The organism is Streptomyces sp. cmx-18-6, from assembly GCF_046548915.1.
Classification (GTDB): domain Bacteria; phylum Actinomycetota; class Actinomycetes; order Streptomycetales; family Streptomycetaceae; genus Streptomyces.
The window spans coordinates 445284-465261 of the sequence record NZ_JAEBEP010000002.1 but is presented as its reverse complement, the minus strand read 5'-3'; the positions used below and the strand labels follow the sequence as shown (position 1 = coordinate 465261).

Here is a 19978-nt window from a genome sequence, read left to right as displayed (position 1 = left end):
GGGCGGGGTGTTGCGGGCTGAGGATTCATGGGTGGAAACGTCCACGGCTCAGCTGTCGGTCGCACCGCCCCGCGCTCGGGCCGCGCGGTGCAACCGGCCGCCGAGCGTCCGCAGGTGCTCCACCAGTTCCGGCGGCTCCTGCACCTCGAACTCGAAGCCGAACGCGGCCACCCAGACCGCGAGGTGGTCCAGGCTCGTGGACCCGATCCGCAGAACGCACGTGTGGGCGTCGACCGGCTCCACCACGCCCAGGGACGGCGGCACTTCCAGCACGACCTCACTGGCCGGGCCGTGCATGGTGAGCACCGCGCGGTAGCGGTACTGGCCGCTGGTGACGGCCGACGCCACATAGGCGGCCATGTCCCTTGACGGCAGCGGCTTGGGGGTGAACCGGGGGCCGTTGGGGATGCGCAGCGCCAGCCGGTCGACCCGGAAGCGGCGCCAGTCCTCCCGGTGGGTGTCCCAGGTCACCAGAAACCACCGCTGCCCGTCGTGGACCAGGCGGTACGGCTCCACATCACGGACGGTCGTCGAACCGTCGCGTGCGGTGTAGTCGAACCGCAGCCGTTCGTGGTCCCGTACCGCCGCGGCGATCGCGGTCAGCACCGTGGGGTCGACGGTGGGGCCGAGCATCGGCATGGTCACCAGCGCGGCGCTGAGCGCGTTGACCTGGTGGCGCAGCCGCGAGGGCAGGACTTGGTCGAGCTTGGCCAGGGCCCGTACGGAGATCTCGCTGATCCCGGTGATCGCGCCGCCGGCCGCGGTGCGCAGGCCGACCGCCACCGCGACGGCCTCCTCGTCGTCCAGCAGCAGAGGCGGCAGCGACGCCCCGGCGGCCAGTCGGTAGCCGCCCCCGACACCGCCCGTCGCGTCGATCGGATAGCCGAGGGTCCGCAGCTTGTCCATGTCACGGCGAACCGTGCGGGGACTCACCTTGAGACGGTCGGCCAGATCGGCCCCCGACCACTCCCGGTGGGCCTGGAGCAACGCCAGCAGGCGCAGCAGTCGGGCCGAGGTTTCCAGCATGCCTCGACCTTCTCATCGATCGAGGACAGGAGGTGACCGCGAATGCTTTTAGCGTGAGCCTCCGACCGAAGGAGATCTCATGACCATTCTCATCACCGGCGCCACCGGAAACGTCGGACGCCCCCTGGTGGAGCAGTTGCTCGCCGCCGGCCACCCGGTGCGCGCGCTCACCCGCGACCCCGCCAAGGCGAATCTGCCGGCCGGGGCGGAGGTGATCGCGGGAAACCTCGCCGACACGGGTTCCCTGGTCGAGGCGTTCCGGGGGGTGACCGCCGCGCATCTGATCAGCTTCAGCGGTGAGGACTTCTCGCCGCTGGCGAACGGCGTTGAGATCGTGAAGCTGGCCGAGGAGTCCGGTGTCCGCAAGGTGACCGTGCTCAAGGGCGACGTGACCAAGAGCCCGCTGGAGGAGGCCGTGGAGGCCGGGGGTCTGGAGTGGACCTTCCTCTCGCCGGTGGAGTTCATGTCGAACGCCCTGGAGTGGGCCGATTCCGTGACGACGGAGGGCGTCGTGCGGGAGGCGTTCCCGGAGGCGAGGAGCGCGATGGTGCACGACGCGGACATCGCCGCCGTCGCCGCGGTCGCCCTCACCGCCGGTGGACACGCCGGACAGGAGTACTGGATCACCGGCCCCCAGGCGCTGACCCCGCCGGAGAAGGTCCGCGCCATCGGCGAAGCCCTCGGCCGCGAGGTGAAGTACGTCGAGCTCAGCCAGGACGAGATCGTCGCCCAGTGGCGCCGGACGGGATATTCCGACGAGGACGTCGACTTCTTCCTCACGATGCGGACCAACCCGCCGGAGGCCGGCTACACCGTCCAGGACACGGTGGAGCGGGTCACCGGCAAGCCCCCGCGGACCTTCGTCCAGTGGGTCGAGGAGAACGCCGCGGCCTTCACGGCCTGAGGCTCCACGACGCCCGGCACGCACCCCCGGCGGCCCTCCGCACTCACCTCACGTGCCGGGCGATCGTCCGCGCGCACACCAGCGACTCGGCGGTGGTGGTGTCGGCCTCCAGGTCGCCGCGATGTCCCGGGCTCCCGCGCGGGCCATCGCGGCGACGCCCTCGGTCCAGGCGTCCTCCGGCTCCCGGAACTCCGGCCCGATGCCCACCCCGCCGTCCGGGCCGAACGCGATCCCCGTCTCCGAGTGCTGGAGGGCGGCGGGGATCGCGTCGACCATCGTGTCGGCGCCGAGCCAGGGGCCCGGCAGAACAGCCTGGAGACACCGCGCGAACCCGGACTTGCCGGAGCTGGAACCGCCGTTGAGAACGATCACCTGAGTCTTCACACGCGTCACCGCACAAGCGGACCCGGGAACGCGGGAAGCGCGTTTCAACGGCCCCTCTCACCGTCCCCCTCGGCCTCCAGCGCCTCAGCGATGACCTCCGCCAGGTGCCGCGCCCCGCGCCCCGCCAACTGGTCCAACTGCGTCCGGCAGGAGAACCCGTCCGCCAGCAGTTCCGTCCCCGGCTCCGACTCCCGTACCGAGGGCAGCAGTTGCTCCTCCGCACAGGCGACGGACACCTCCCAGTGCCCCTTCTCGAAGCCGAAATTCCCGGCCAGACCGCAGCATCCGCCGCTCAGTTCGCCCGTCAGCCCCATCCGCTCCCGCAACCGCCGCTCCGCCGCGTCCCCCAGGACCGCGTGCTGATGGCAGTGCGTCTGGCCGGCCACCGGGCGGTCGACGCGGGGCGGGGTCCAGTCAGGGGCGTACTCCTCCAAGTACTGGGCCAAGGTCCTTACGCTCGACGCGAGTTCGGCGGCTCTCGGGTCGTCGGGGAGGAGTTCGGGGAGGTCGGTACGGAGGGTGGCGGCGCAGCTCGGTTCGAGGACGACCAGCGGGTGGCCGGGGAGCAGGTCGACCTGGTCCAGGGTGTCGCGCATCGCCCGGCGGGCCGCGTCGAGTTGGCCGGTCGACACGTACGTGAGGCCGCAGCACAACCCGCTCGGCGGCGGCAGCACCGTACGCCCCGTCGCCTCCTCCAGCACCCGGACCGCCGCCCGGCCCACCTGCGGGGACAGGTACTCGGTGAAGGTGTCCGCCCAGAGGTGCACCACCCGACTGGACGAGTAGATGTGCGTCCCCTCGCCGTGCCGCCCGCGCAGCCACCGGCTGTACGTCTCCGTCGCCAGCACCGGAATCGTGCGCTCGGGCGCGATCCCCGCCAGCCGTTTCGCGAGGGCGGCGAGCGGGCGCAGCCGGGCCAGGGCGTTGAGGAGGCGGGCGAAGGGCGCGGCCAGGCGCAGCCACCTCGGGAGGCGGCCCATCGCGTAGTGGGCGGCGGGGCGGAGCCGGCCCCGGTAGTGGTGGTGCAGGAACTCCGCCTTGTACGTGGCCATGTCGACCCCCACCGGGCAGTCGCTGCGGCACCCCTTGCAGGACAGGCACAGGTCGAGCGCGTCCCGTACCTCCGTGCTCCGCCAGCCGTCCGTGATCACCTCGCCCGCGAGCATCTCGTGCAGCAGCCGGGCCCTCCCCCGCGTCGAGTGGGCCTCCTCGCCGGTCGCCCGGAAGGAGGGGCACATCACGCCCGCGCCCGCGCCCTGTGCCGTATGCGTCGTACGGCACTTGGCGACGCCGACGCACCGCCGAACCGCGCCCGCGAAGTCGCCGCCGTCCTGCGGATAGCCGAAGGCCACGTCGACCGGGCGCTGCGGCAGGACGGCGAAGCGCAGGTTCTCGTCCAGGCGGGCCGGGCGGGCGAGGATCCCGGGGTTCAGGCCCCCGTCCGGGTCCCACAGGTCCTTGAACCGGCCGAAGAGGGCGACGAGTTCGTCCCCGTACATCCGGGGCAGCAGCTCCGCGCGCGCCTGTCCGTCGCCGTGCTCGCCGCTGAGGGAGCCGCCGTGCGCGACGACGAGGTCCGCCAGCTCCTCGGAGAAGCGGCGGAACCGGGCGACCCCGGGCGGGGTGAGCAGATCGAAGTCGATGCGAACGTGAATGCAGCCGTCGCCGAAGTGGCCGTACGGCGTGCCCCGCAGCCCGTGCTGAGCGAGCAGGGCGCGGAAGTCGCGGAGGTAGGGGCCGAGCCGGGCGGGCGGGACCGCGCAGTCCTCCCAGCCGGGCCACGCCTCGCTGCCGTCCGGCATCCGGGTCGCGGTCCCGGCGGCGTCCTCGCGGATGCGCCACAGGGCGCGCTGCCCGGCCGGGTCGGTGACGACCGTCCCGTCCACCGCGTCGGCCCCGCGCAGGACGCGCTCGGCGTGCGCCCGCGCCTGCGCCGGGGTGTCGCCGCCCGTCTCGACGAAGAGCCAGGCGGCCCCGCGCGGCAGCCCGGCCGGTTCGCGTACGAGGTCGGCGGCCATGCCCTCGACGGTGAGCGGGCGGTACGGGAGGAGGCCCGGGGCGGCTTCGGCGGCGGCTGCCTCGTCGGCGTACCCGAGGACGGCCAGGGCGCGGGCGCGCGGGGTCTCGACCAGGCGGACGGTCGCCTCGGTGACCACGGCGAGGGTGCCCTCGCTGCCGCAGAACGCCCGTACGGGGTCGGGGCCGCCGGGGTGTTCGGGGAGCAGGGCGTCGAGCGCGTAGCCGGAGATGCGGCGCGGGAGGCGGGGGTAGCCGGTGCGGAGGAGGGCGAGGTGGGCGTCGATCAGTTCGCGTACGCCTTCGGGGCCGTGAGCCGACGCCTCGCGTACGCCGGGGAGCCCGGGAAGCCCAGGGCCTCCGCCCTGTTCCAGCCGCAGCGCCTCGCCCCCGTACCGCACCACCGACAGGGCCCGCACGTTGTCCGCCGTGGTGCCCCAGGCCACCGAGTGCGCGCCGCAGGAGTTGTTGCCGATCATGCCGCCGAGGGTGCAGCGGCTGTGCGTGGACGGGTCGGGTCCGAAGGTCAGGCCGTGCGGGGCTGCGGCGGCCCGCAGGTCGTCCAGGATCACGCCGGGCTGGACGACGGCGGTGCGGGCGGCCGGGTCCAGGTCGAGGATCGAGCGCAGATGGCGGGTGAGGTCGAGGACCAGGCCCGTCCCGGTGGCCTGCCCGGCGATGGACGTGCCGCCGCCGCGCGGGACGACGGGGACGCCGTGCTCCTGGCAGACCGTCAGCGCGGCGGCGACGTCCTCGGCGTCGCGCGGGGCGAGGACGCCGAGCGGGACGCGGCGGTAGTTGGAGGCGTCCATGGTCGTCAGGGCGCGGGCGGCGGCCCCGAAGTCGCTCTCGCCGCGCACGGCGGAGCGGAGCGCGGCGACGAAAGCGGGAGACGGTCCGGTATGCGGGCGATGATGTTCGGCCATGCCTTCAGGATGCCGTCGCAGCAGGTGAACTCTTGGGATGCGGGCGGACGAAAGCTCCCAAGGTACACAAAAAACCCCACAAGAACTTCCCAAATAGATCGTCAATTCTCCTATAGTGACCAAGACTTGAGCAGGAATTAACAGCTCCAGTTGTAACGATCACCCCTCCGCGTGATGAACTGTCCTGATTCGCACGGTCGCCAACTGTCGCGATTTCGCCCCCCTGTCCCCGAAGTCCCCCGCTCTCCGCTCCCCGCCCTCCGCCCTCTGTCCCGTACCGTCCGCCACCGAGGACTCCGATTGCGCCCCTCACTCCGGCCCACCGCACTCGCCCTGCTGATCTCGGCAGCCGTCACCGGCACGCTGACGCTGTGGGCGCTCGCCGCGGCCCCCGCTTCGGTACGGACCCCGCTGGCCTGGGGCGCGGGCGCGGCCGCCGTGCTGCTGAGCGTCTGCGTGGCCGTCACCGTCCACACCCTGGGGACCGCGCGCAGACTGCGCGCCCTGCGGGCGGCCGACACGGCGCGGTTCACCTCCGAGACCTCGCGCCTGGTCTCCGCCTCCGCCGCCGAGGCCCAGCGCTTCACCGCGGAGAGCGCCCGGAGCAAGGCCGCCGCCTCGGCCGAGACCGCCCGGGTGGCGGCCGAGGCCCGCGCCGAGAACGAGCGGATGGCGGCGGAGGCCGCCGACCAGCAGTCCCGCCTGGCCATCTCCGTCGAGCGGCTGACCGCCCGCGCCACCCGCGCCGAGGCCGAGCGCTCCGCCGCCGTCGCGGCCTGCGCCAACGCGGCCGGCCGGATGCAGGCCCTGGCCACCAGCATGCTGGCCGACCTGCGGGAGATGGAGCACCGGCACACGGACGAGTCCGTGCTCGGGGACCTGCTGTACCTGGACCACCGCACCGCCCAGGCGGGCCGGCTCGCGGACTCCATCGCCGTGCTCACCGGGGCGCGCTCGGGGCGGCGCTGGGCCAAGCCGATCGTCATGGAGTCGATCCTGCGCGGCGCGATGGGCCGCATCGGCAGCTACCAGCGCGTCCGCCTCCACTCCACCAGCGACGTCGCGATCGCCGGGCACGCGGCCGAGGGCGTCATGCACGCGCTCGCGGAACTCCTCGACAACGCGGCCAACTTCTCGCCGCCGACCGCCGAGGTCCATGTGTACGTGGAGGAGGTCCCGGCGGGCATCGTCATCACCGTCGAGGACAGCGGCCTGGTCATGAGCGAGGTGCAGCTCCGCCGCGCCGAGCGGGCCGTCTCCGCCGAGAACCAGGACCTCACCAACCTCTCCGGCACCCGGCTCGGACTCGCCGTCGTCGGCCGGCTGGCCCGTAAGCACGGCCTGACCGTCTCCTTCCGGCCCTCCGCGCGCGGCGGCACCGGCGCGCTGATGATGCTCCCGCAGGAGCTCATCTCCCGCGCGACCGCCCCGGCCCCGGCGCCGGCCACCGCACCCCCGGCGACCACCGCGCTCCCGGCCGCCGCGTCCCCGGCCGCCGTCGCCGCTCCCGCCGAGCCGGAGCCGTCCCACGCGTCGGCCGAGGGCACGGGCTCCCCGGACGGCGTTCCCCCGGCCCGGACCGCCGCCGACTCCCGGGGCTCCGCCGACTCCCGGGGCTCCGCGTTCCCGGCGTCGGCGTCGGCCCCGGGGTCGGCGTCGGACCACCCGGCGGCCCCGGCCACGACGGCGGACCACCCGGCGGCCCCGGCGGCGGCCCCCGCGGCGGAGTCGGCGTCCGAATCCACCGGGGCCGTCCCCGCGTTCGGTGAGAGCGGCCTGCCCAGGCGCCGCCGCGGCCGCACGCTGGCCGCCGCCGAGTCCCGTACCGGCAACGTCACCGGCAACGTCACCCCCGGCGGAGCCGAAACCCCCCGGGCCCGTACCGCCACCGACCCGAAGGTGCAGGCAGCGCGCTTCAGCACCTTCAGCCGGGCGGTACGTGCCAACTCCCCGCACCCGGAAGGCAACACCCGATGACCGCGACCACCGACGAGAAGCTCAACTGGCTGCTGGAGGGGCTGCTCGACCGCACGCCCGGCGCCCGCCACGCCCTCGTCCTGTCCCGCGACGGCCTCAAGCTGTGCCGCACCCCCGAGCTCTCCGTCGACCAGGCCGACCAGCTGGCCGCGATCTCCGCCGGGATCCAGAGCCTGTCGCACGGCGCGTCCATCGAGTTCGGCGACGGCACCGGCGGCGTACGCTCCGCGATGGCCGAGTTCTACGGCGGCGTGCTGTTCATCGTCGAGGCGGGCGCGGGCGCACACCTGGCCGTCGTCGCCGACGAGGACTCCGACGTGGGCCTGGTGGGCCACAACATGAGCGAGCTCGTCGAGCAGCTCGGCGAACACCTGGTCGCCCCGCCGCGCTCCCCCGCCCCCGCCCCCGCTCCCGAGGCCCCGGCGGCAGCCGAGAATTCGGCCGTATGACGACGGCGCCCCGCCCCCGCCCAGGCCGCGACGACGATCCGGACCGGCTGTACACCCTCACCGGGGGACGCAGCCGGTCCGACTCGGCCGCCTTCGACCTGGTGACGCTCGTCGTCGCCGAGTGCGACCCGGCCCCCGGCATGCAGTCGGAGCACGTCGCGATCCTGCGGATGTGCCAGGGGCCCACCGCCGTCGTCGAGATCGCCGCGACCCTGAACCTGCCGGTCGGCATCGTCCGCATCATGCTGTGCGACCTGCTGGACACCGGCCGGATCAGCGCCCGCCACCCCCGTACCGCCCGTGTCGCGGACCGGCTCCCCGACCCCGACATCCTGGAACAGGTGCTCGTTGGACTCCGCAACCTCTGACCGCTCCGCACCGTCCGAGCGCTCCGAAGCCTCCGACCGCGCCGCCCTGAGCGCCACGGCCGACAACGGACTGAAGATCGTCGTCGTCGGCGGCTTCGGGGTCGGCAAGACCACCATGGTCCGATCCGTGAGCGAGATCCGTCCGCTCAACACGGAGGAGACGATGACCCGCGCGGGCGAGGCCGTCGACCACCTCGACGGCGTACAGGCCAAGTCGTCCACCACCGTGGCGTTCGACTTCGGCCGGATCACGCTCGACGAACGCTCGGTGCTGTACCTCTTCGGCGCGCCCGGACAGGAGCGGTTCTGGTTCCTGTGGGACCGGCTGTTCTCCGGCACGCTCGGCGCGGTCGTCCTGGTCGACACCCGCCGGCTCGCCGACTCCTGGTACGCCATCGACCGCCTGGAGCACCACGGCACGCCGTTCATCGTGGCGTGCAACGACTTCGGCGGGCCGCTCCACACCGAGCAGCAGATCCGCGAGGCCCTGGACCTCTCGGACGACGTGCCGCTGGTGGAGTGCGACGCCCGCGACCGGTCCTCCAGCAAGTACGTGCTCATCACGCTCGTCGAGCACCTCGCCGCGCTCTCCGCCGCCCGCCTCGCCGCCACCGAAGCCGACGCCCCCGAAGCGGCGCTCGCGGCGGCCGCCCCGACCCCGGAGCCCGCCCCGTGACCACTGCCCCCGGCTGCCCCGTCGCCCACGGGGCCACCGCCCCCGGGTCGGCGCCCCCCGGCTCCGTCCCCCTGTCCGGGCCCCGCTTCCAGAGCGACCCCGTGCGGCTCTACCGCGACATGCGGCGCGACCACGGCGCGGTCGCCCCGGTCGTGCTGGACGGCGACGTGCCCGCCTGGCTCGTCCTCGGCTACCGCGAGCTGCACCAGGTCACCGGCGACCCGGTCCTCTTCAGCCGGGACTCCGAGCTGTGGAACCAGTGGGAGCGCATCCCCGAGGACTGGCCGCTGCTGCCGATGATCGGGCGCAAGCAGCCCTCGATCCTCTACACGGTCGGCGAGCGGCACAGCGTCCGCGCGATGATGATCAGCAACGCGCTGGAGGGCGTCGACCCGTTCTCCCTGAAGCGGTACGCGGAGGAGTTCGCGGACGAGTTGATCGACCGGTTCTGCACCACCGGCTCGGTCGACATCATCGCCGCGTACGCCAAGCTGCTGCCCGCCCTGGTGCTCGCCAGGATCTACGGCTTCTCCGACGAGGAGGCGTACCCCCTGGTCGGCGCGATCAACGACATGATCGACGGCCGGGAGCGGGCGCTCGCGGGGGCGCAGCACCTGGGCGCGTCCATGTTCCGGCTGCTGGCCGACAAGCACGCCGAGCCCGGCGACGACGTCGCCACCCGGATGATCGCGGACCCCGGCGGCTTCACCGACGAGGAGATCGCCCAGGACCTCATGGTGATGATGGCGGCCGGGCACCAGCCGACCGCCGACTGGATGGGCAACTCGCTGCGCCTGATGCTCACCGACGACCGCTTCGCCGCCTCGCTCTCCGGCGGCCGGCACAGCGTCGCGGAGGCCATGAACGAGGTGCTGTGGGAGGACACCCCCACCCAGAACGTGGCCGGCCGCTGGGCCGCCCGCGACACCCACCTCGGCGGCCGGCACATCCGCGCCGGCGACCTGCTGCTCCTCGGCCTCGCCGCCGCCAACGGCGACCCGCAGGTGCGGACCCACGGCTCGGCGCTGACCGGTGGCAACAGCGCCTTCCTCTCCTTCGGCCACGGCGAGCACCGCTGCCCGTTCCCGGCCCAGGAGACCGCCGAGGTCATCGCCCGTACCGGCATCGAAGTCCTGCTCGACCGGCTGCCGGACGTGGACCTCGCCGTCCCCGCCGAACAGCTCACCCGCCGCCCGTCACCGTGGCTGCGCGGTCTGACGGACCTGCCGGTGCTCTTCACTCCCACGCCCGCCCTGGGGGGTGTCTGACAATTCCGCGCCGGATTGTCAGACGCCCCCTGGACAGACCCACAAGCCCCGGAGGCCCCGCATGACCCGTATCGCGCTGGACCCGTTCGTCACCGACCTCGACGCCGAAAGCGCCGCGCTGCGCGCCGCGGGACCCCTCGCCGAGGTGGAGCTCCCGGGCGGGGTGCACGTCTACGCCGTCACCCGCCACGCCGAGGCCCGCGCGCTGCTCACCGACAGCCGGGTGGTCAAGGACATCAACGTCTGGGGCGCGTGGCAGCGCGGCGAGATACCGATGGACTGGCCGCTGATCGGCCTCGCCAACCCGGGCCGCTCGATGCTGACGGTCGACGGGGCCGACCACCGCCGTCTCCGTACGCTGGTGGCGCAGGCGCTCACCGTGCGCCGGGTGGAGCGGCTGCGGGCGGGCATCGAGGCGCTGACGAACGCGAGCCTGGAGAAGCTGGCCGCGCTGCCGGCCGGGCAGCCGGTGGACCTGAAGGCCGAGTTCGCCTACCCACTGCCCATGAACGTCATCAGCGAGCTGATGGGCGTGGACGCGGCGGACCACCCGCGTCTGAAGGAGCTGTTCGAGAAGTTCTTCTCGACGCAGACCCCGCCGGAGGAGGTCCCGCAGATGATGGCGGACCTCGGGACCCTCTTCACCAAGATCGTCGACGACAAGCGGGCCGCCCCGGGCGACGACCTCACCAGCGCCCTCATCGCGGCCTCCGAGGACGGCGACCACCTCACCGACGAGGAGATCGTCAACACGCTGCAACTGATCATCGCCGCCGGACACGAGACCACGATCAGCCTGATCGTCAACGTGGTCGAGGCGCTCCAGACCCACCCGGAGCAGCGCAAGAAGGTCCTCAACGGGGAGATCGGATGGGAGGGCGTGATCGAGGAGACGCTGCGCTGGAACACCCCGACCTCGCACGTCCTGATCCGCTTCGCGACGGAGGACATCGAGGTGGGCGACCGGATCCTCCCGAAGGGCGAGGGCCTGATCATCTCCTTCGGCGCCCTGGGCCGGGACGAGGAGCAGTACGGCCCGACAGCGGGCGAGTTCGACGCCGCCCGCACCCCCAACCGCCACATCGCCTTCGGCCACGGCCCGCACATCTGCCCGGGCGCGGCGCTGTCCCGCCTGGAGGCGGGGATCGCCCTGCCCGCCCTGTACGAGCGGTTCCCGGAGCTGGAACTCGCGGTACCGGCCTCCGAGCTGCGCAACAAGCCGATCGTGACGCAGAACGACCTGTACGAGCTGCCGGTGGAGCTGGGCTGCCCGTTCGGCCACGACGCTCCGAAAGCCTGACGCGGGAAGGGAGTCCACGCGCTTTCGCGCAGGCTTCCACGAGTCGGAGCGCGCGTCTCACCGGACGGACACGGTTGCTGGGCCGTGCCGCCGAGGGACTACGCTCCGACTCGTGGCCGACATCCAGATTCCCGCTGACATCAAGCCCGCCGACGGACGCTTCGGCGCCGGTCCTTCCAAGGTGCGGACGGAGGCGCTCGACGCGCTGGCCGCCACCGGCACCTCTCTCCTCGGTACGTCCCACCGCCAGGCCCCGGTCAAGAACCTGGTCGGCGAGGTACGCGACGGCGTGCGCGCGCTCTTCTCCCTCCCCGAGGGTTACGAGGTCGTCCTCGGCAACGGCGGCTCCACCGCCTTCTGGGACATCGCGACGCACGGTCTGATCGAGTCGAAGTCCCAGCACCTGAACTTCGGTGAGTTCTCCTCCAAGTTCGCCAAGGCCGCCAAGCTCGCGCCCTGGCTGTCCGACCCCACCGTCATCGCCTCCGACCCCGGCACCCACCCGGACCCGCGGGCCGAGGCGGGCGTCGACGTCTACGCCTTCACCCACAACGAGACCTCCACGGGCGTCGCGGCCCCGATCAAGCGCGTCGCGGGCGCCGACGAGGGCGCGCTCGTCCTGGTGGACGCCACCTCGGGCGCGGGCGGCCTCCCGGTCGACATCACCGAGTCCGACGTCTACTACTTCGCCCCGCAGAAGTCCTTCGCCTCGGACGGCGGCCTGTGGATCGGCGTGTTCTCCCCGGCCGCCCTGGAGCGCGCCGCCCGGATCCACGCCTCGGGCCGGCACGTCCCGGAGTTCTTCTCGCTCCCGACCGCGATCGACAACTCCCTCAAGAACCAGACGTACAACACCCCGGCGCTGGCCACCCTCTTCCTGCTGAACGAGCAGCTGAAGTGGATGAACACCCAGGGCGGCCTGGACTTCACCACAGGCCGCACGGCCGCGTCCGCCGGCCACCTCTACGGCTGGGCCGACGAGTCGAAGTACGCGACCCCGTTCGTCACGGACCCGGCGAAGCGCTCGCAGGTCATCGGCACGATCGACTTCGCGGACGAGATCGACGCGGCGGCCGTCGCCAAGGTGCTGCGCGCCAACGGCATCGTGGACACCGAGCCGTACCGCAAGCTGGGCCGCAACCAGCTGCGCGTGGCGATGTTCCCGGCGATCGACCCGGCGGACGTCCAGGCGCTGACGGCGTGCGTCGACTACGTGATCGAGAAGCTGTAGTCCTTACCCGTTGTACGCAGACGGCCCGGCACCCAGGCGGTGTGCCGGGCCGTTTCTGCTTCACTCGACCGGGTGGCATATGCCAGAAGCGCGGCTTCCGGTCGTCCCGCCCTACGATGATGCTCTCGACACCAGCCCATTCCAGGAGGCCCGCAATGTCTGCAGCAGCAGTCGAGCACCCCTGTGACGATGAGCCGGAAACGCTGCTCGAAACGGCCAACCGTCTCATGGAGCAGCTTCCGGGGCATCGCGTCGAGATCATCGGAGGCGTCATCACCGTGGCACCATCCCCGGACGGCCCGCACGCGGACGCCCTGACCACGCTCATGGTCCCCTTCCTCTCCGCCGGTCTGCACGGCGAGGAGTCGAGAGTCCTCCAAGGCATCGGTCTCTGGCTTCCCAGCGGCCCCGAGGACTACGTGATCCCCGACCTGGCGATCGTCGACTCCGACTACAACGAGCGTCTGATCGCGAACAACTGCTACGACCCCGCCTGCTTCCGGCTGGTCCTGGAGGTCACCTCCGGGAACTACCAGAACGACCTCCGCAACAAGGTGGTCGCCTACGCCCAGGCCAAGATCCCGGTCTACGTGATCGTCGACCGCAAGCACGGACGCGTCCACGTCCTGACCGAACCGCTGCCCGCCGGCTATGACCGCCACGAGGTGTACGCCCCCGGCCAGGAGGCCCCGTTGCCCGCCTCCATCGGCGCGGACGTCGCGCTCGACGTCGCCGAGCTGGTGCGGGCGGGCCGCCCGAAGCGCTGAGGGCCGGGGAGACCGGGCAGGCCCCCTACTCCCCCGGGGCCGCCGCGAGCACCGCGCGCAGGGCGGCTATGCCCGTGAGCCACTGCTCGGCCGCCCCGGCCTCCGCCCACAGGTCCAGCGGCTCCGCGTTCTGCGCGGTGAGGCGGTCCAGGGCGCGGACGGCCAGGGGGCGCAGATCGGCCGGGAGCGGGGGCAGCGGCTTCTTCGGGCCGTACGGAGTGGTGACCGGCTCGCCCCCGGGGCACTGGGCCGCGACCAGCGCGGCGGCCGCGACCGCCTCCTCGCCCTCGTCCAGATAGTCCTGCGGATCGGTGCCGGCCGCGGCCATCAGGACGGTCCGGAGGACGTCCGCCTTCTTCTCCGGCTCCGCGTCGTCCACCCGCCCGCCGAAGTCGGCTGCGCTGTCGTTGTCGAAGTGGCCGATGTCCCACGTGCCCATGGGGTCCCCCTCAGTGCGTCGGATTCCCCATCATCACAGCCACCACTGACAGTCGGCCGACCGCCGGGACGCGCGGGAGCTCACCGCACGCGGGAGCTCACCGCACGCGGGAGCTCATCGAACGCGGGAGCCGCCGCCCGAGCCGCCACCCTCGTCCTCGTCGTCATCATCATCATCGTCCGGGATGTGCACGTCGAAGACGTTGATGTTGATCTCGACGACCTCCAGTCCGGTCATCGTCTCCACGGCGTCGACGACGTTCGAGCGGATCCGGTCGGCCAGCTCATGAATCGGAACGCCGTACTCCACCTCGACGTCGACGTCGATCGCCGTCTGTTTCTCGCCCACCTCGACCTTCACGGTCCGGCCGCTGCTCGATGACCCGGACACCCGGCCCGTCACCGCGCCCAGCGCCCTCGACGCGCCCTTGCCCACCGAGTGGACCCCGTCGGTCTCACGGATCGCGATCCCGGCGATGGTGGCGACGACGCCGTCAGCGATGGTGGTCCTGCCGCGCGCGCCGCCTCGGTCGCTCCCGCCGGTCGTCGACGGGGTCTTGCTCCCAGATTCGATGTCGACCATGTCCGCCTCACAGAGTGTGGTTGCCACGGGCGCTCCTCCCACCCGTGCGGGCCCCCTCATCCACTCTCCGCCTGCCCCCCGCCATCCGCCATTCGGGGTACGGTCCCGCGTCGCGGCCCTCAGTCCCGGGGCAGCAGCGACCCGAGCGGGCCGAGGTCCAGATTCAGGTCCTCCGGGCGCACGCCGTGCTGGTCGCAGAGCTCCTTCATCCGCTGGTCGAGCAGCATGAGCGTGGTCCCGATCTCCTCGACCTGCGCATCGCTGAGGTCACCCTGCTCGACGCGGCGGATCGCCTGGCGCTCCATCAGCTGCCGCAGCAGTTCCACCACGGTCAGGACCAGCGCCACCAGGTCCCGCCCCATCTGCTCGGAGTCCAGATCGACCCGTGAACCCGTCACAGCGGCCCCCCGTCCGCCCACGGCGCCGGAACCCGCTCGCTGACCGACGAGAGCAGCGCGTGCAGCGACACCCGCACCAGAGGTACGTCGGCGATGGCGATCACCAGGTCCCCGCTGACGACGACACCGGTCGCCAGCACCCGGTCCAGCAGGTCCACCAGCGGCACCCCGATGGGCCCGCTGAGGGGTTCGGGGCTGTCCCACGGCACCACTTCGCGTTGCGCCTCCACCTCCACGGCTACGCCTCCCCGACGAAGGAGTACGGGGCCCACGGGCCGGTCAGCTCGATCCGCGCCCCGGTCCGCTCACCCAACACCCGTACCAGTGCGGTCAGTTCCCCCGCGCGCTGCTCGGCCACCAGGTAGGTCGCGTTGAGCACGTGCACCCGCCCGTCGCCCGCCGGCACGGCCCCGTGCGTACGGAGACGGCGCGACGCGGCCGCCAGCCCACGCAGTTCGGCGTCCACCGACTCCGCGACGGACAGGGCCTGTTCGCGGCGGCGCTCCCGCCGCTCCTGGACCCCGCGTTTCCGGTTCAGGTAGGCGAGCCCGGCACCGGGCCCGGGGGCCGCGCGCCCGCCGCCCTCCTGGGGCGGGAGCGGCTCGGTGTCCTGCTGCACGGCCTCGGGCCCGTACACCTTCACGCCCCACTCCGCGTGGTGGGCGATGCGCCGGAGGACCGCGTGGAAGCGGGCCTCTTCGCCCTCCAGCGCGCGGCGGGCCCGCTCGTCGTCGAGGTACAGCGTGGCGAGGGGCAGCGGTACGGCGGGCCCGTGGACGGCCGCGGCGGACACCACCTCGTGGTGGGCCCGTGCGTACCGCTCGATCTCGTGCCGGTCGGCCAGCCGGGACTGCCAGACCTCGTCCGTGAAGTCGGCGGCCGGGACGGACTGGACCACGGCGGTCAGCAGTCCGCAGGGCAGCAGCCGGACCTCCGAGCCACCGGGCATACCGGTCAGTCCGGAGACATCGGCCGTGTTGGTGGCACGGGTGCCCCGGCAGACCGCGAAGACGTAGGTGGCCGCCGCGTCCGGTGCCGCCGCGTCCGGTGCCTTTTCGTCGCGGACCTCTTCGTCGCGGGCCTCTTCGTCGCGGGTCTCTTCGTCGCGGGTCTCTTCGTCCGCGCCGTTCTCGCTCGGGGCCTTTACCTCCTGGGCCTCTTCGTCGCCGGCCCCTTCGTCCGGGGCCTGGGGCTGTGAGCCGGGGTGGGTCATCTGCGCCGTTTCTCCTCGCTGTCGTCGTCCCGTCCGGTGTACGGGGCCGGGTCGCCCGCCACCTCGCCCTCCGGGGGTTCGAGCGCCCGGAGGCGTTCCCTCAGCTGCCGGTTCTCGTCCTCCAGGGCATTGCGGGACGCCCGGGAGCTGAGCGCCGGATCGGTCTCCCACCAGTCGATGCCGGCCTTCTTCGCGGTGTCGACGGACGCCACGAAGAGGCGGAGCCGGATGGTGAGCAGTTCGATGTCGAGGAGGTCGATCTTGATGTCCCCGGCGATGACGATGCCCTTGTCCAGGACGCGTTCGAGGATGTCGGCGAGGTTGGTGGTCTGGGGGCCGTTGGCCGGTGGCCCTCCCTGGCGGAAGTCGAGGTCGGTCACCGTGCGGCCTCCGACCTGCGCCTACGGCTCGCGCGCTTCTTCGGGGCGGGCGGCTCCTCGGGCTCCTCTTCCTCCTCGTCGTCCTCCTCCGGTTCCTCTTCCTCGTCCTCCTCTTCCGGTTCTTCCTCCTCTTCCGGTTCCTCTTCCTCCTCGCCGTCCTCCTCTTCCGGCTCCTCTTCTTCGTCCTCGCCTTCTTCTTCCTCGCCCGCTTCCTCCTCGGGCTCGTCCTCGTCGTACTCCTCGCCCTCTTCGCCCTCGGGCTCCTCCTCCTGCTCCGCCTCCTCCGCTTCCTCCCGCTCGACGGCTTCCTCGTGGCTGACCACGACCTCGCCGTCGCGGATCTCGCCGCGCCACCCCTCGGGCTCTTCCTCGGTGAGGGTGACGTACCGCTGGAAATGCTTGAAGTCCAGCCGCACGCGGCGACCCTGGGCGCGCCAGAGGTTGCCCGTCTTCTCGAAGAACCCGGACGGGTAGTACTCCACGACCAGCACGATCCGGGTCAGGTTCGGGGACAGCTCGTGGAAGCTGATGGCCCCGCGCGTGCTGCCCTTGGCCCCTTCGGACGTCCAGACGATCCGGTCGTCCGGCACCTGCTCCTGCACCGTGGCCTTGAAGCTGCGGGAGGAGGGGCCGACCTTGACCTTCCAGTCGCTCTCCTCGTCCTCGCCCTTCGAGACGCTCTGGACGCCCTTCATGAAGCCGCTGAACTCGTCGTACTGCGTCCAGGCGTCGTAGGCGGTGCGCAGCGGCACGCCCACGTCGAGCACCTCGATGATGTTCATGAACTTGCCGCCCCCGGCCTTGCGGTTGCCTTTACCGCCCCCACCGCCCTCGTCGCCGCCACCGCCGCCGAAGACGCCCTTCGCCTTGTCCATCACCGCGTCCTTGGCGCCCTTGGCCTTCTCCGACACGAAAGCCTTGACCGGGGATTCGCCCTGGAGCATGCGGGAGGCGATGGCGGGCAGCGAGCCGCCGTTCTCAGCGCTGTCGCTCAACTGGCCGGTGAGATCCTTGAGTCTGCCGCCCGCCTTCTCGGCGAACTGCTGGACCTGGGCACTGGCGAACTTCGACAGTTCTTCCTTGATGCGGTCGACACCCGACTCCTCCAGAGCCTCGGCCTCGTCCTTGTCCGTCGTTGCCATGGCTGACTACCTCCGGCGGTCGGCGCGCTTGGATGCTGATCGCTTCGCTGTCGCTGTCTTCTTGGCTGCCGACTTCTTGGCCGGGGCGGTCTTCTTGGCCGGCGTCTTCTTCGCCGCCGTCTTCTTGGCGGGAGTGGCCTTCTTGGCCGTGCTCTTCTTGGCCGGCGTCTTCTTTTCGGCCGACTTCTTCGCTGCCGACTTCTTGGCCGGAGCGGTCTTCTTCGCGGGGGTCTTCTTGGCGGGAGGCGCCTTCTTCGCCGCGGACTTCTTGGCCGGGGCCGACTTCTTGGCCGGGGGCTTCTTCGCGGCGGGCTTCCGGGGCGCGGACCTGCGAGGCTCGCGGCGGGCTCGGGGAGCGGGGGCCGCCTCCTCCTCTTCCTCGGCCTCTTCTTCCTCTTCCGGCTCCTCCTCGTCCTCCTCCTCTTCCTCCTCCGGCTCCTCTTCTTCCTCTTCGGGCTCGTCGCCCTCTTCGGCCTCGTCCTCGTACGCGGCTTCCGGCTCCTCCTCGGACCCCTCGTCCTCGTACTCGTCCTCCTCCTCGTCCGCCTCGTCGGCCGGGGCCGCGGTCAGCCGGGCCGTCCGGTCGCCGATGGCGTCCGCCAGGGAGACCATGGAGCGATTGGCGGCGGCGGTGACCGCCTGACGGCCTGCGTCGAGGACCTCGCCCCGCAACTGCTGCTGGAGTTCGGCGACTTGCGGGACCTCGCCGAGCCTGCGCATGCCCTCGGCGGCCAGTTGGCGGGGTTCGAGTCCGAACCGGCGTCCCGCCAGATAGGTCGCGACGCTCAGGGCCAGCCGGCCCTTCTTCGTGCGGCCCAGCACGTATCCGCCCACCACGGCGGCTGCGAGTGCGACTTTCGCCTGGTCATCCATGCCTGTCACCTTCTGTCGTCGGTGTCCGGCCGGGCTGTGCGGCGTACAGCCGGTCGAGCAGCCTTTCCTCTTCGGCTTCGAACTCGTCCAGCCCGATGTGCCCCTCGTCGAGCTCGTGGTTGAGGGCCGCGAGCTGCGCGCGGATCACCCCGGGGTCGTAGAGCTCGCGCTCGGCGGCGTCCTGGAGCCGCTCCGCGACCCACACCACGCCCCGGGCGGGTGCGAGGGGGAGCAGCAGCAGTCCGGAGATCAGGCCCATGGGGTCAGCCACCGCCCACCGATGCGGCCGGGCTCCCGGCTCCGGCGTCGACGAAGCTGTAGCAGGGCAGCGGACCCGCGAGGCGGAGCTCGACGTGGTCGCGGTGGGCGGCCGCGAAACGCTCGGCGGCCGCGCGGAACCGGTCGCTGTCGGCCCGCCCCACGAGAAAGGACACGTTGAGCGCGCACCCGGGGACCTCGGGGCCCCCGGCCATCGCGCGGGCCATCGGGGCCAGGTCGCGCAGGGCGCGCCGTCCCGCCTCGGCCGCCCGGCGGGCCAGGGCGGAGGCGACCGCTTCGCCCAGCCGCACGCTGGCCTCGTAGCCGGGACGCCTGCGGGTCTCGTCGCGCAGTCGCCGCACGGTCGCGTCCCCCGCCACCAGCGCGGCCAGGGAGTCGTGCGCGGGCAGGGCCTTCACGTTCATCTCGACGTGCCCGGCGACCCGGTCCAGGGCGGTGAGGTGGCCCGCCTCCGCCACCGCCAACTGGGCGTGCAGGGCGTCCGCGTCCGGTGCGACCATGCCGAAGCGCATCGGCAGGACCGGCCCGCTCTCCGCCAGCCGCGTCAGGAGCTCCTGGTGGGCCAGCAGGTCACGGCGGCGGGCGCGCAACTGTGCGGGGGCGGCACTCACCACCGCGACCGCCGGACCCACGCCGACCGTCCGCAGCGGCGCGGGCGGGCTGCCCACGCCTCCGGCCCGTCGCGGCAGCGGCGTCCCGGCCCGGACGACCGCGTACACGTACAGCCCCGGGCCGGCAGTCGACCCCGGGCCGGTGGCAGACCCCGGGCCGGTGGCCGACCCCGGGCCGGTGGTCGGCTTCCGCCCCTCCGTGCTCTTCCGCCCCTCCGTGCTCTCCCGTCCGGCGGCGTGCACGGTCAGACCTCCGCTCGGCGGCGACGGCTCGCACCGCTGCCGCTGCTGCTGCTACGGACGGGGGCGCGGCGCTTCTTCGGGCGCTCGCGCCGCTCCTCCACCGCCTCTTCCGCCTCGTCGTACTCGTCGGGGTCGTCGGAGTCGCCGCCTCCGACCACCTTGCGTACGGTGTCGCCGACCGACTCCGCGGCGTTGCGCACCTTCCGCTTGCCGATGGAGCGGGCCGCCGAGCCGCCGAACAGTTCGGGGACGGTGGAGCTGCTGGGGTCACGTTCGAGGTCGAGGCGGTTGCACGCCTCCGCGAAGCGGAGGTAGGTGTCCACGCTCGCCACGACTATGCGTGCGTCGATCTTGAGGATCTCGATGCCGACCAAGGAGACGCGCACGAAGACGTCGATCACCATGCCCCGGTCGAGAATGAGCTCCAGCACGTCGTAGAGCGTGCCGGCGCGGGGCGGGCACGGAGCGGTTCCGTCGACGTAGGTCGTGGTCGTCATCAGGGGTCCTTCCAGCTGTCGGACGAAGC

Annotated in this window: 22 protein-coding genes and 1 pseudogene; 9 read left to right on the top strand and 14 right to left on the bottom strand. The window is 72.5% G+C overall.

Features of this window, described 5'->3' with window-relative positions; all coding sequences use genetic code 11:
* Positions 1-48: 48 nt before the first annotated feature.
* Positions 49-1026 (bottom strand): helix-turn-helix transcriptional regulator, encoded by a 978-nt coding sequence (locus ACLJPL_RS07075; RefSeq protein ID WP_411079821.1) that lies wholly within the window; start codon positions 1024-1026, stop codon positions 49-51.
* Positions 1027-1105: 79 nt separating this feature from the next.
* Between ACLJPL_RS07075 and ACLJPL_RS07070 the strand changes: the two genes are divergently transcribed.
* Positions 1106-1930 carry an NmrA family NAD(P)-binding protein gene (locus ACLJPL_RS07070; protein WP_411079820.1) on the top strand — a complete coding sequence of 275 codons (825 nt, stop codon included), beginning with the start codon at positions 1106-1108 and terminating at the stop codon, positions 1928-1930.
* Between the two features lie 120 nt (positions 1931-2050).
* On the opposite strand, the pseudogene ACLJPL_RS07065 reads toward ACLJPL_RS07070, so the two are convergent.
* Both ACLJPL_RS07065 and ACLJPL_RS07060 read right to left on the bottom strand, forming a co-directional pair.
* Positions 2051-2314, bottom strand: a pseudogene (locus ACLJPL_RS07065) (phosphotransferase-like protein); the annotation flags it as partial.
* A 44-nt stretch (positions 2315-2358) separates the two neighbouring features.
* Positions 2359-5256: an FAD-binding and (Fe-S)-binding domain-containing protein gene (locus tag ACLJPL_RS07060; RefSeq protein ID WP_411079819.1), complete on the bottom strand. Its 2898-nt coding sequence runs from the start codon at positions 5254-5256 to the stop codon at positions 2359-2361.
* Positions 5257-5556: 300 nt separating this feature from the next.
* Between ACLJPL_RS07060 and ACLJPL_RS07055 the strand changes: the two genes are divergently transcribed.
* From ACLJPL_RS07055 to ACLJPL_RS07020, 8 genes are all read left to right on the top strand, one after another.
* Positions 5557-7233 (top strand): sensor histidine kinase, encoded by a 1677-nt coding sequence (locus ACLJPL_RS07055; protein WP_411079818.1) that lies wholly within the window; start codon positions 5557-5559, stop codon positions 7231-7233.
* The gene (locus tag ACLJPL_RS07050) at positions 7230-7682 is read left to right on the top strand and encodes a roadblock/LC7 domain-containing protein (RefSeq protein WP_411079817.1); all 453 of its coding nucleotides are present in this window, start codon (positions 7230-7232) and stop codon (positions 7680-7682) included. The genes ACLJPL_RS07055 and ACLJPL_RS07050 overlap by 4 nt, the downstream gene beginning before the upstream one ends.
* The gene (locus ACLJPL_RS07045; RefSeq protein ID WP_411079816.1) at positions 7679-8050 is read left to right on the top strand and encodes a DUF742 domain-containing protein; all 372 of its coding nucleotides are present in this window, start codon (positions 7679-7681) and stop codon (positions 8048-8050) included. The genes ACLJPL_RS07050 and ACLJPL_RS07045 overlap by 4 nt, the downstream gene beginning before the upstream one ends.
* Positions 8031-8726 (top strand): GTP-binding protein, encoded by a 696-nt coding sequence (locus tag ACLJPL_RS07040; RefSeq protein WP_411079815.1) that lies wholly within the window; start codon positions 8031-8033, stop codon positions 8724-8726. The genes ACLJPL_RS07045 and ACLJPL_RS07040 overlap by 20 nt, the downstream gene beginning before the upstream one ends.
* Positions 8723-9994 carry a cytochrome P450 gene (locus ACLJPL_RS07035; protein WP_411079814.1) on the top strand — a complete coding sequence of 424 codons (1272 nt, stop codon included), beginning with the start codon at positions 8723-8725 and terminating at the stop codon, positions 9992-9994. Before ACLJPL_RS07040 ends, ACLJPL_RS07035 begins: the two co-directional genes overlap by 4 nt.
* 61 nt (positions 9995-10055) lie before the next feature.
* On the top strand, positions 10056-11294 hold the full coding sequence (locus ACLJPL_RS07030; RefSeq protein ID WP_411079813.1) for a cytochrome P450 family protein: 1239 nt from the start codon (positions 10056-10058) through the stop codon (positions 11292-11294).
* Positions 11295-11406: 112 nt separating this feature from the next.
* A complete protein-coding gene (serC, locus tag ACLJPL_RS07025) occupies positions 11407-12525 on the top strand; it encodes a phosphoserine transaminase (protein WP_411079812.1) in 1119 nt (372 codons plus the stop codon).
* Between the two features lie 155 nt (positions 12526-12680).
* Entirely contained in the window at positions 12681-13292 is a 612-nt protein-coding gene (locus ACLJPL_RS07020) for a Uma2 family endonuclease (protein WP_411079811.1), read from the top strand.
* 25 nt (positions 13293-13317) lie between these two features.
* Here ACLJPL_RS07020 and ACLJPL_RS07015 read toward each other — a convergent pair whose 3' ends face one another.
* The 11 genes from ACLJPL_RS07015 to gvpJ form a co-directional block, all read right to left on the bottom strand.
* Positions 13318-13731, bottom strand: a complete 414-nt coding sequence (locus ACLJPL_RS07015) for a DUF4259 domain-containing protein (protein ID WP_411079810.1) — start codon at positions 13729-13731, stop codon at positions 13318-13320.
* Between the two features lie 114 nt (positions 13732-13845).
* Positions 13846-14313, bottom strand: a complete 468-nt coding sequence (locus tag ACLJPL_RS07010; protein ID WP_411080038.1) for an Asp23/Gls24 family envelope stress response protein — start codon at positions 14311-14313, stop codon at positions 13846-13848.
* 119 nt (positions 14314-14432) lie between these two features.
* The gene (locus tag ACLJPL_RS07005) at positions 14433-14711 is read right to left on the bottom strand and encodes a gas vesicle protein K (protein WP_411079809.1); all 279 of its coding nucleotides are present in this window, start codon (positions 14709-14711) and stop codon (positions 14433-14435) included.
* On the bottom strand, positions 14708-14947 hold the full coding sequence (locus tag ACLJPL_RS07000; protein WP_411079808.1) for a gas vesicle protein: 240 nt from the start codon (positions 14945-14947) through the stop codon (positions 14708-14710). Before ACLJPL_RS07000 ends, ACLJPL_RS07005 begins: the two co-directional genes overlap by 4 nt.
* A 2-nt stretch (positions 14948-14949) precedes the next feature.
* Positions 14950-15924: a GvpL/GvpF family gas vesicle protein gene (locus tag ACLJPL_RS06995; protein ID WP_411079807.1), complete on the bottom strand. Its 975-nt coding sequence runs from the start codon at positions 15922-15924 to the stop codon at positions 14950-14952.
* Entirely contained in the window at positions 15921-16304 is a 384-nt protein-coding gene (locus tag ACLJPL_RS06990; protein ID WP_411079806.1) for a gas vesicle protein, read from the bottom strand. The genes ACLJPL_RS06995 and ACLJPL_RS06990 overlap by 4 nt, the downstream gene beginning before the upstream one ends.
* Complete coding sequence (locus ACLJPL_RS06985; RefSeq protein ID WP_411079805.1) at positions 16301-17446, bottom strand: SRPBCC family protein; 1146 nt, start codon at positions 17444-17446, stop codon at positions 16301-16303. The genes ACLJPL_RS06990 and ACLJPL_RS06985 overlap by 4 nt, the downstream gene beginning before the upstream one ends.
* A gap of 6 nt (positions 17447-17452) precedes the next feature.
* Positions 17453-18319 (bottom strand): histone protein, encoded by an 867-nt coding sequence (locus ACLJPL_RS06980; RefSeq protein ID WP_411079804.1) that lies wholly within the window; start codon positions 18317-18319, stop codon positions 17453-17455.
* Positions 18312-18578, bottom strand: coding sequence for a gas vesicle protein GvpG (locus ACLJPL_RS06975; RefSeq protein WP_411080037.1), 267 nt, complete (start codon positions 18576-18578; stop codon positions 18312-18314). Before ACLJPL_RS06975 ends, ACLJPL_RS06980 begins: the two co-directional genes overlap by 8 nt.
* Positions 18579-18582: 4 nt before the next feature.
* Complete coding sequence (locus tag ACLJPL_RS06970; protein WP_411080036.1) at positions 18583-19323, bottom strand: GvpL/GvpF family gas vesicle protein; 741 nt, start codon at positions 19321-19323, stop codon at positions 18583-18585.
* A gap of 131 nt (positions 19324-19454) precedes the next feature.
* A complete protein-coding gene (gvpJ, locus tag ACLJPL_RS06965) occupies positions 19455-19949 on the bottom strand; it encodes a gas vesicle protein GvpJ (RefSeq protein ID WP_411079803.1) in 495 nt (164 codons plus the stop codon).
* Positions 19950-19978 lie beyond the last annotated feature (29 nt).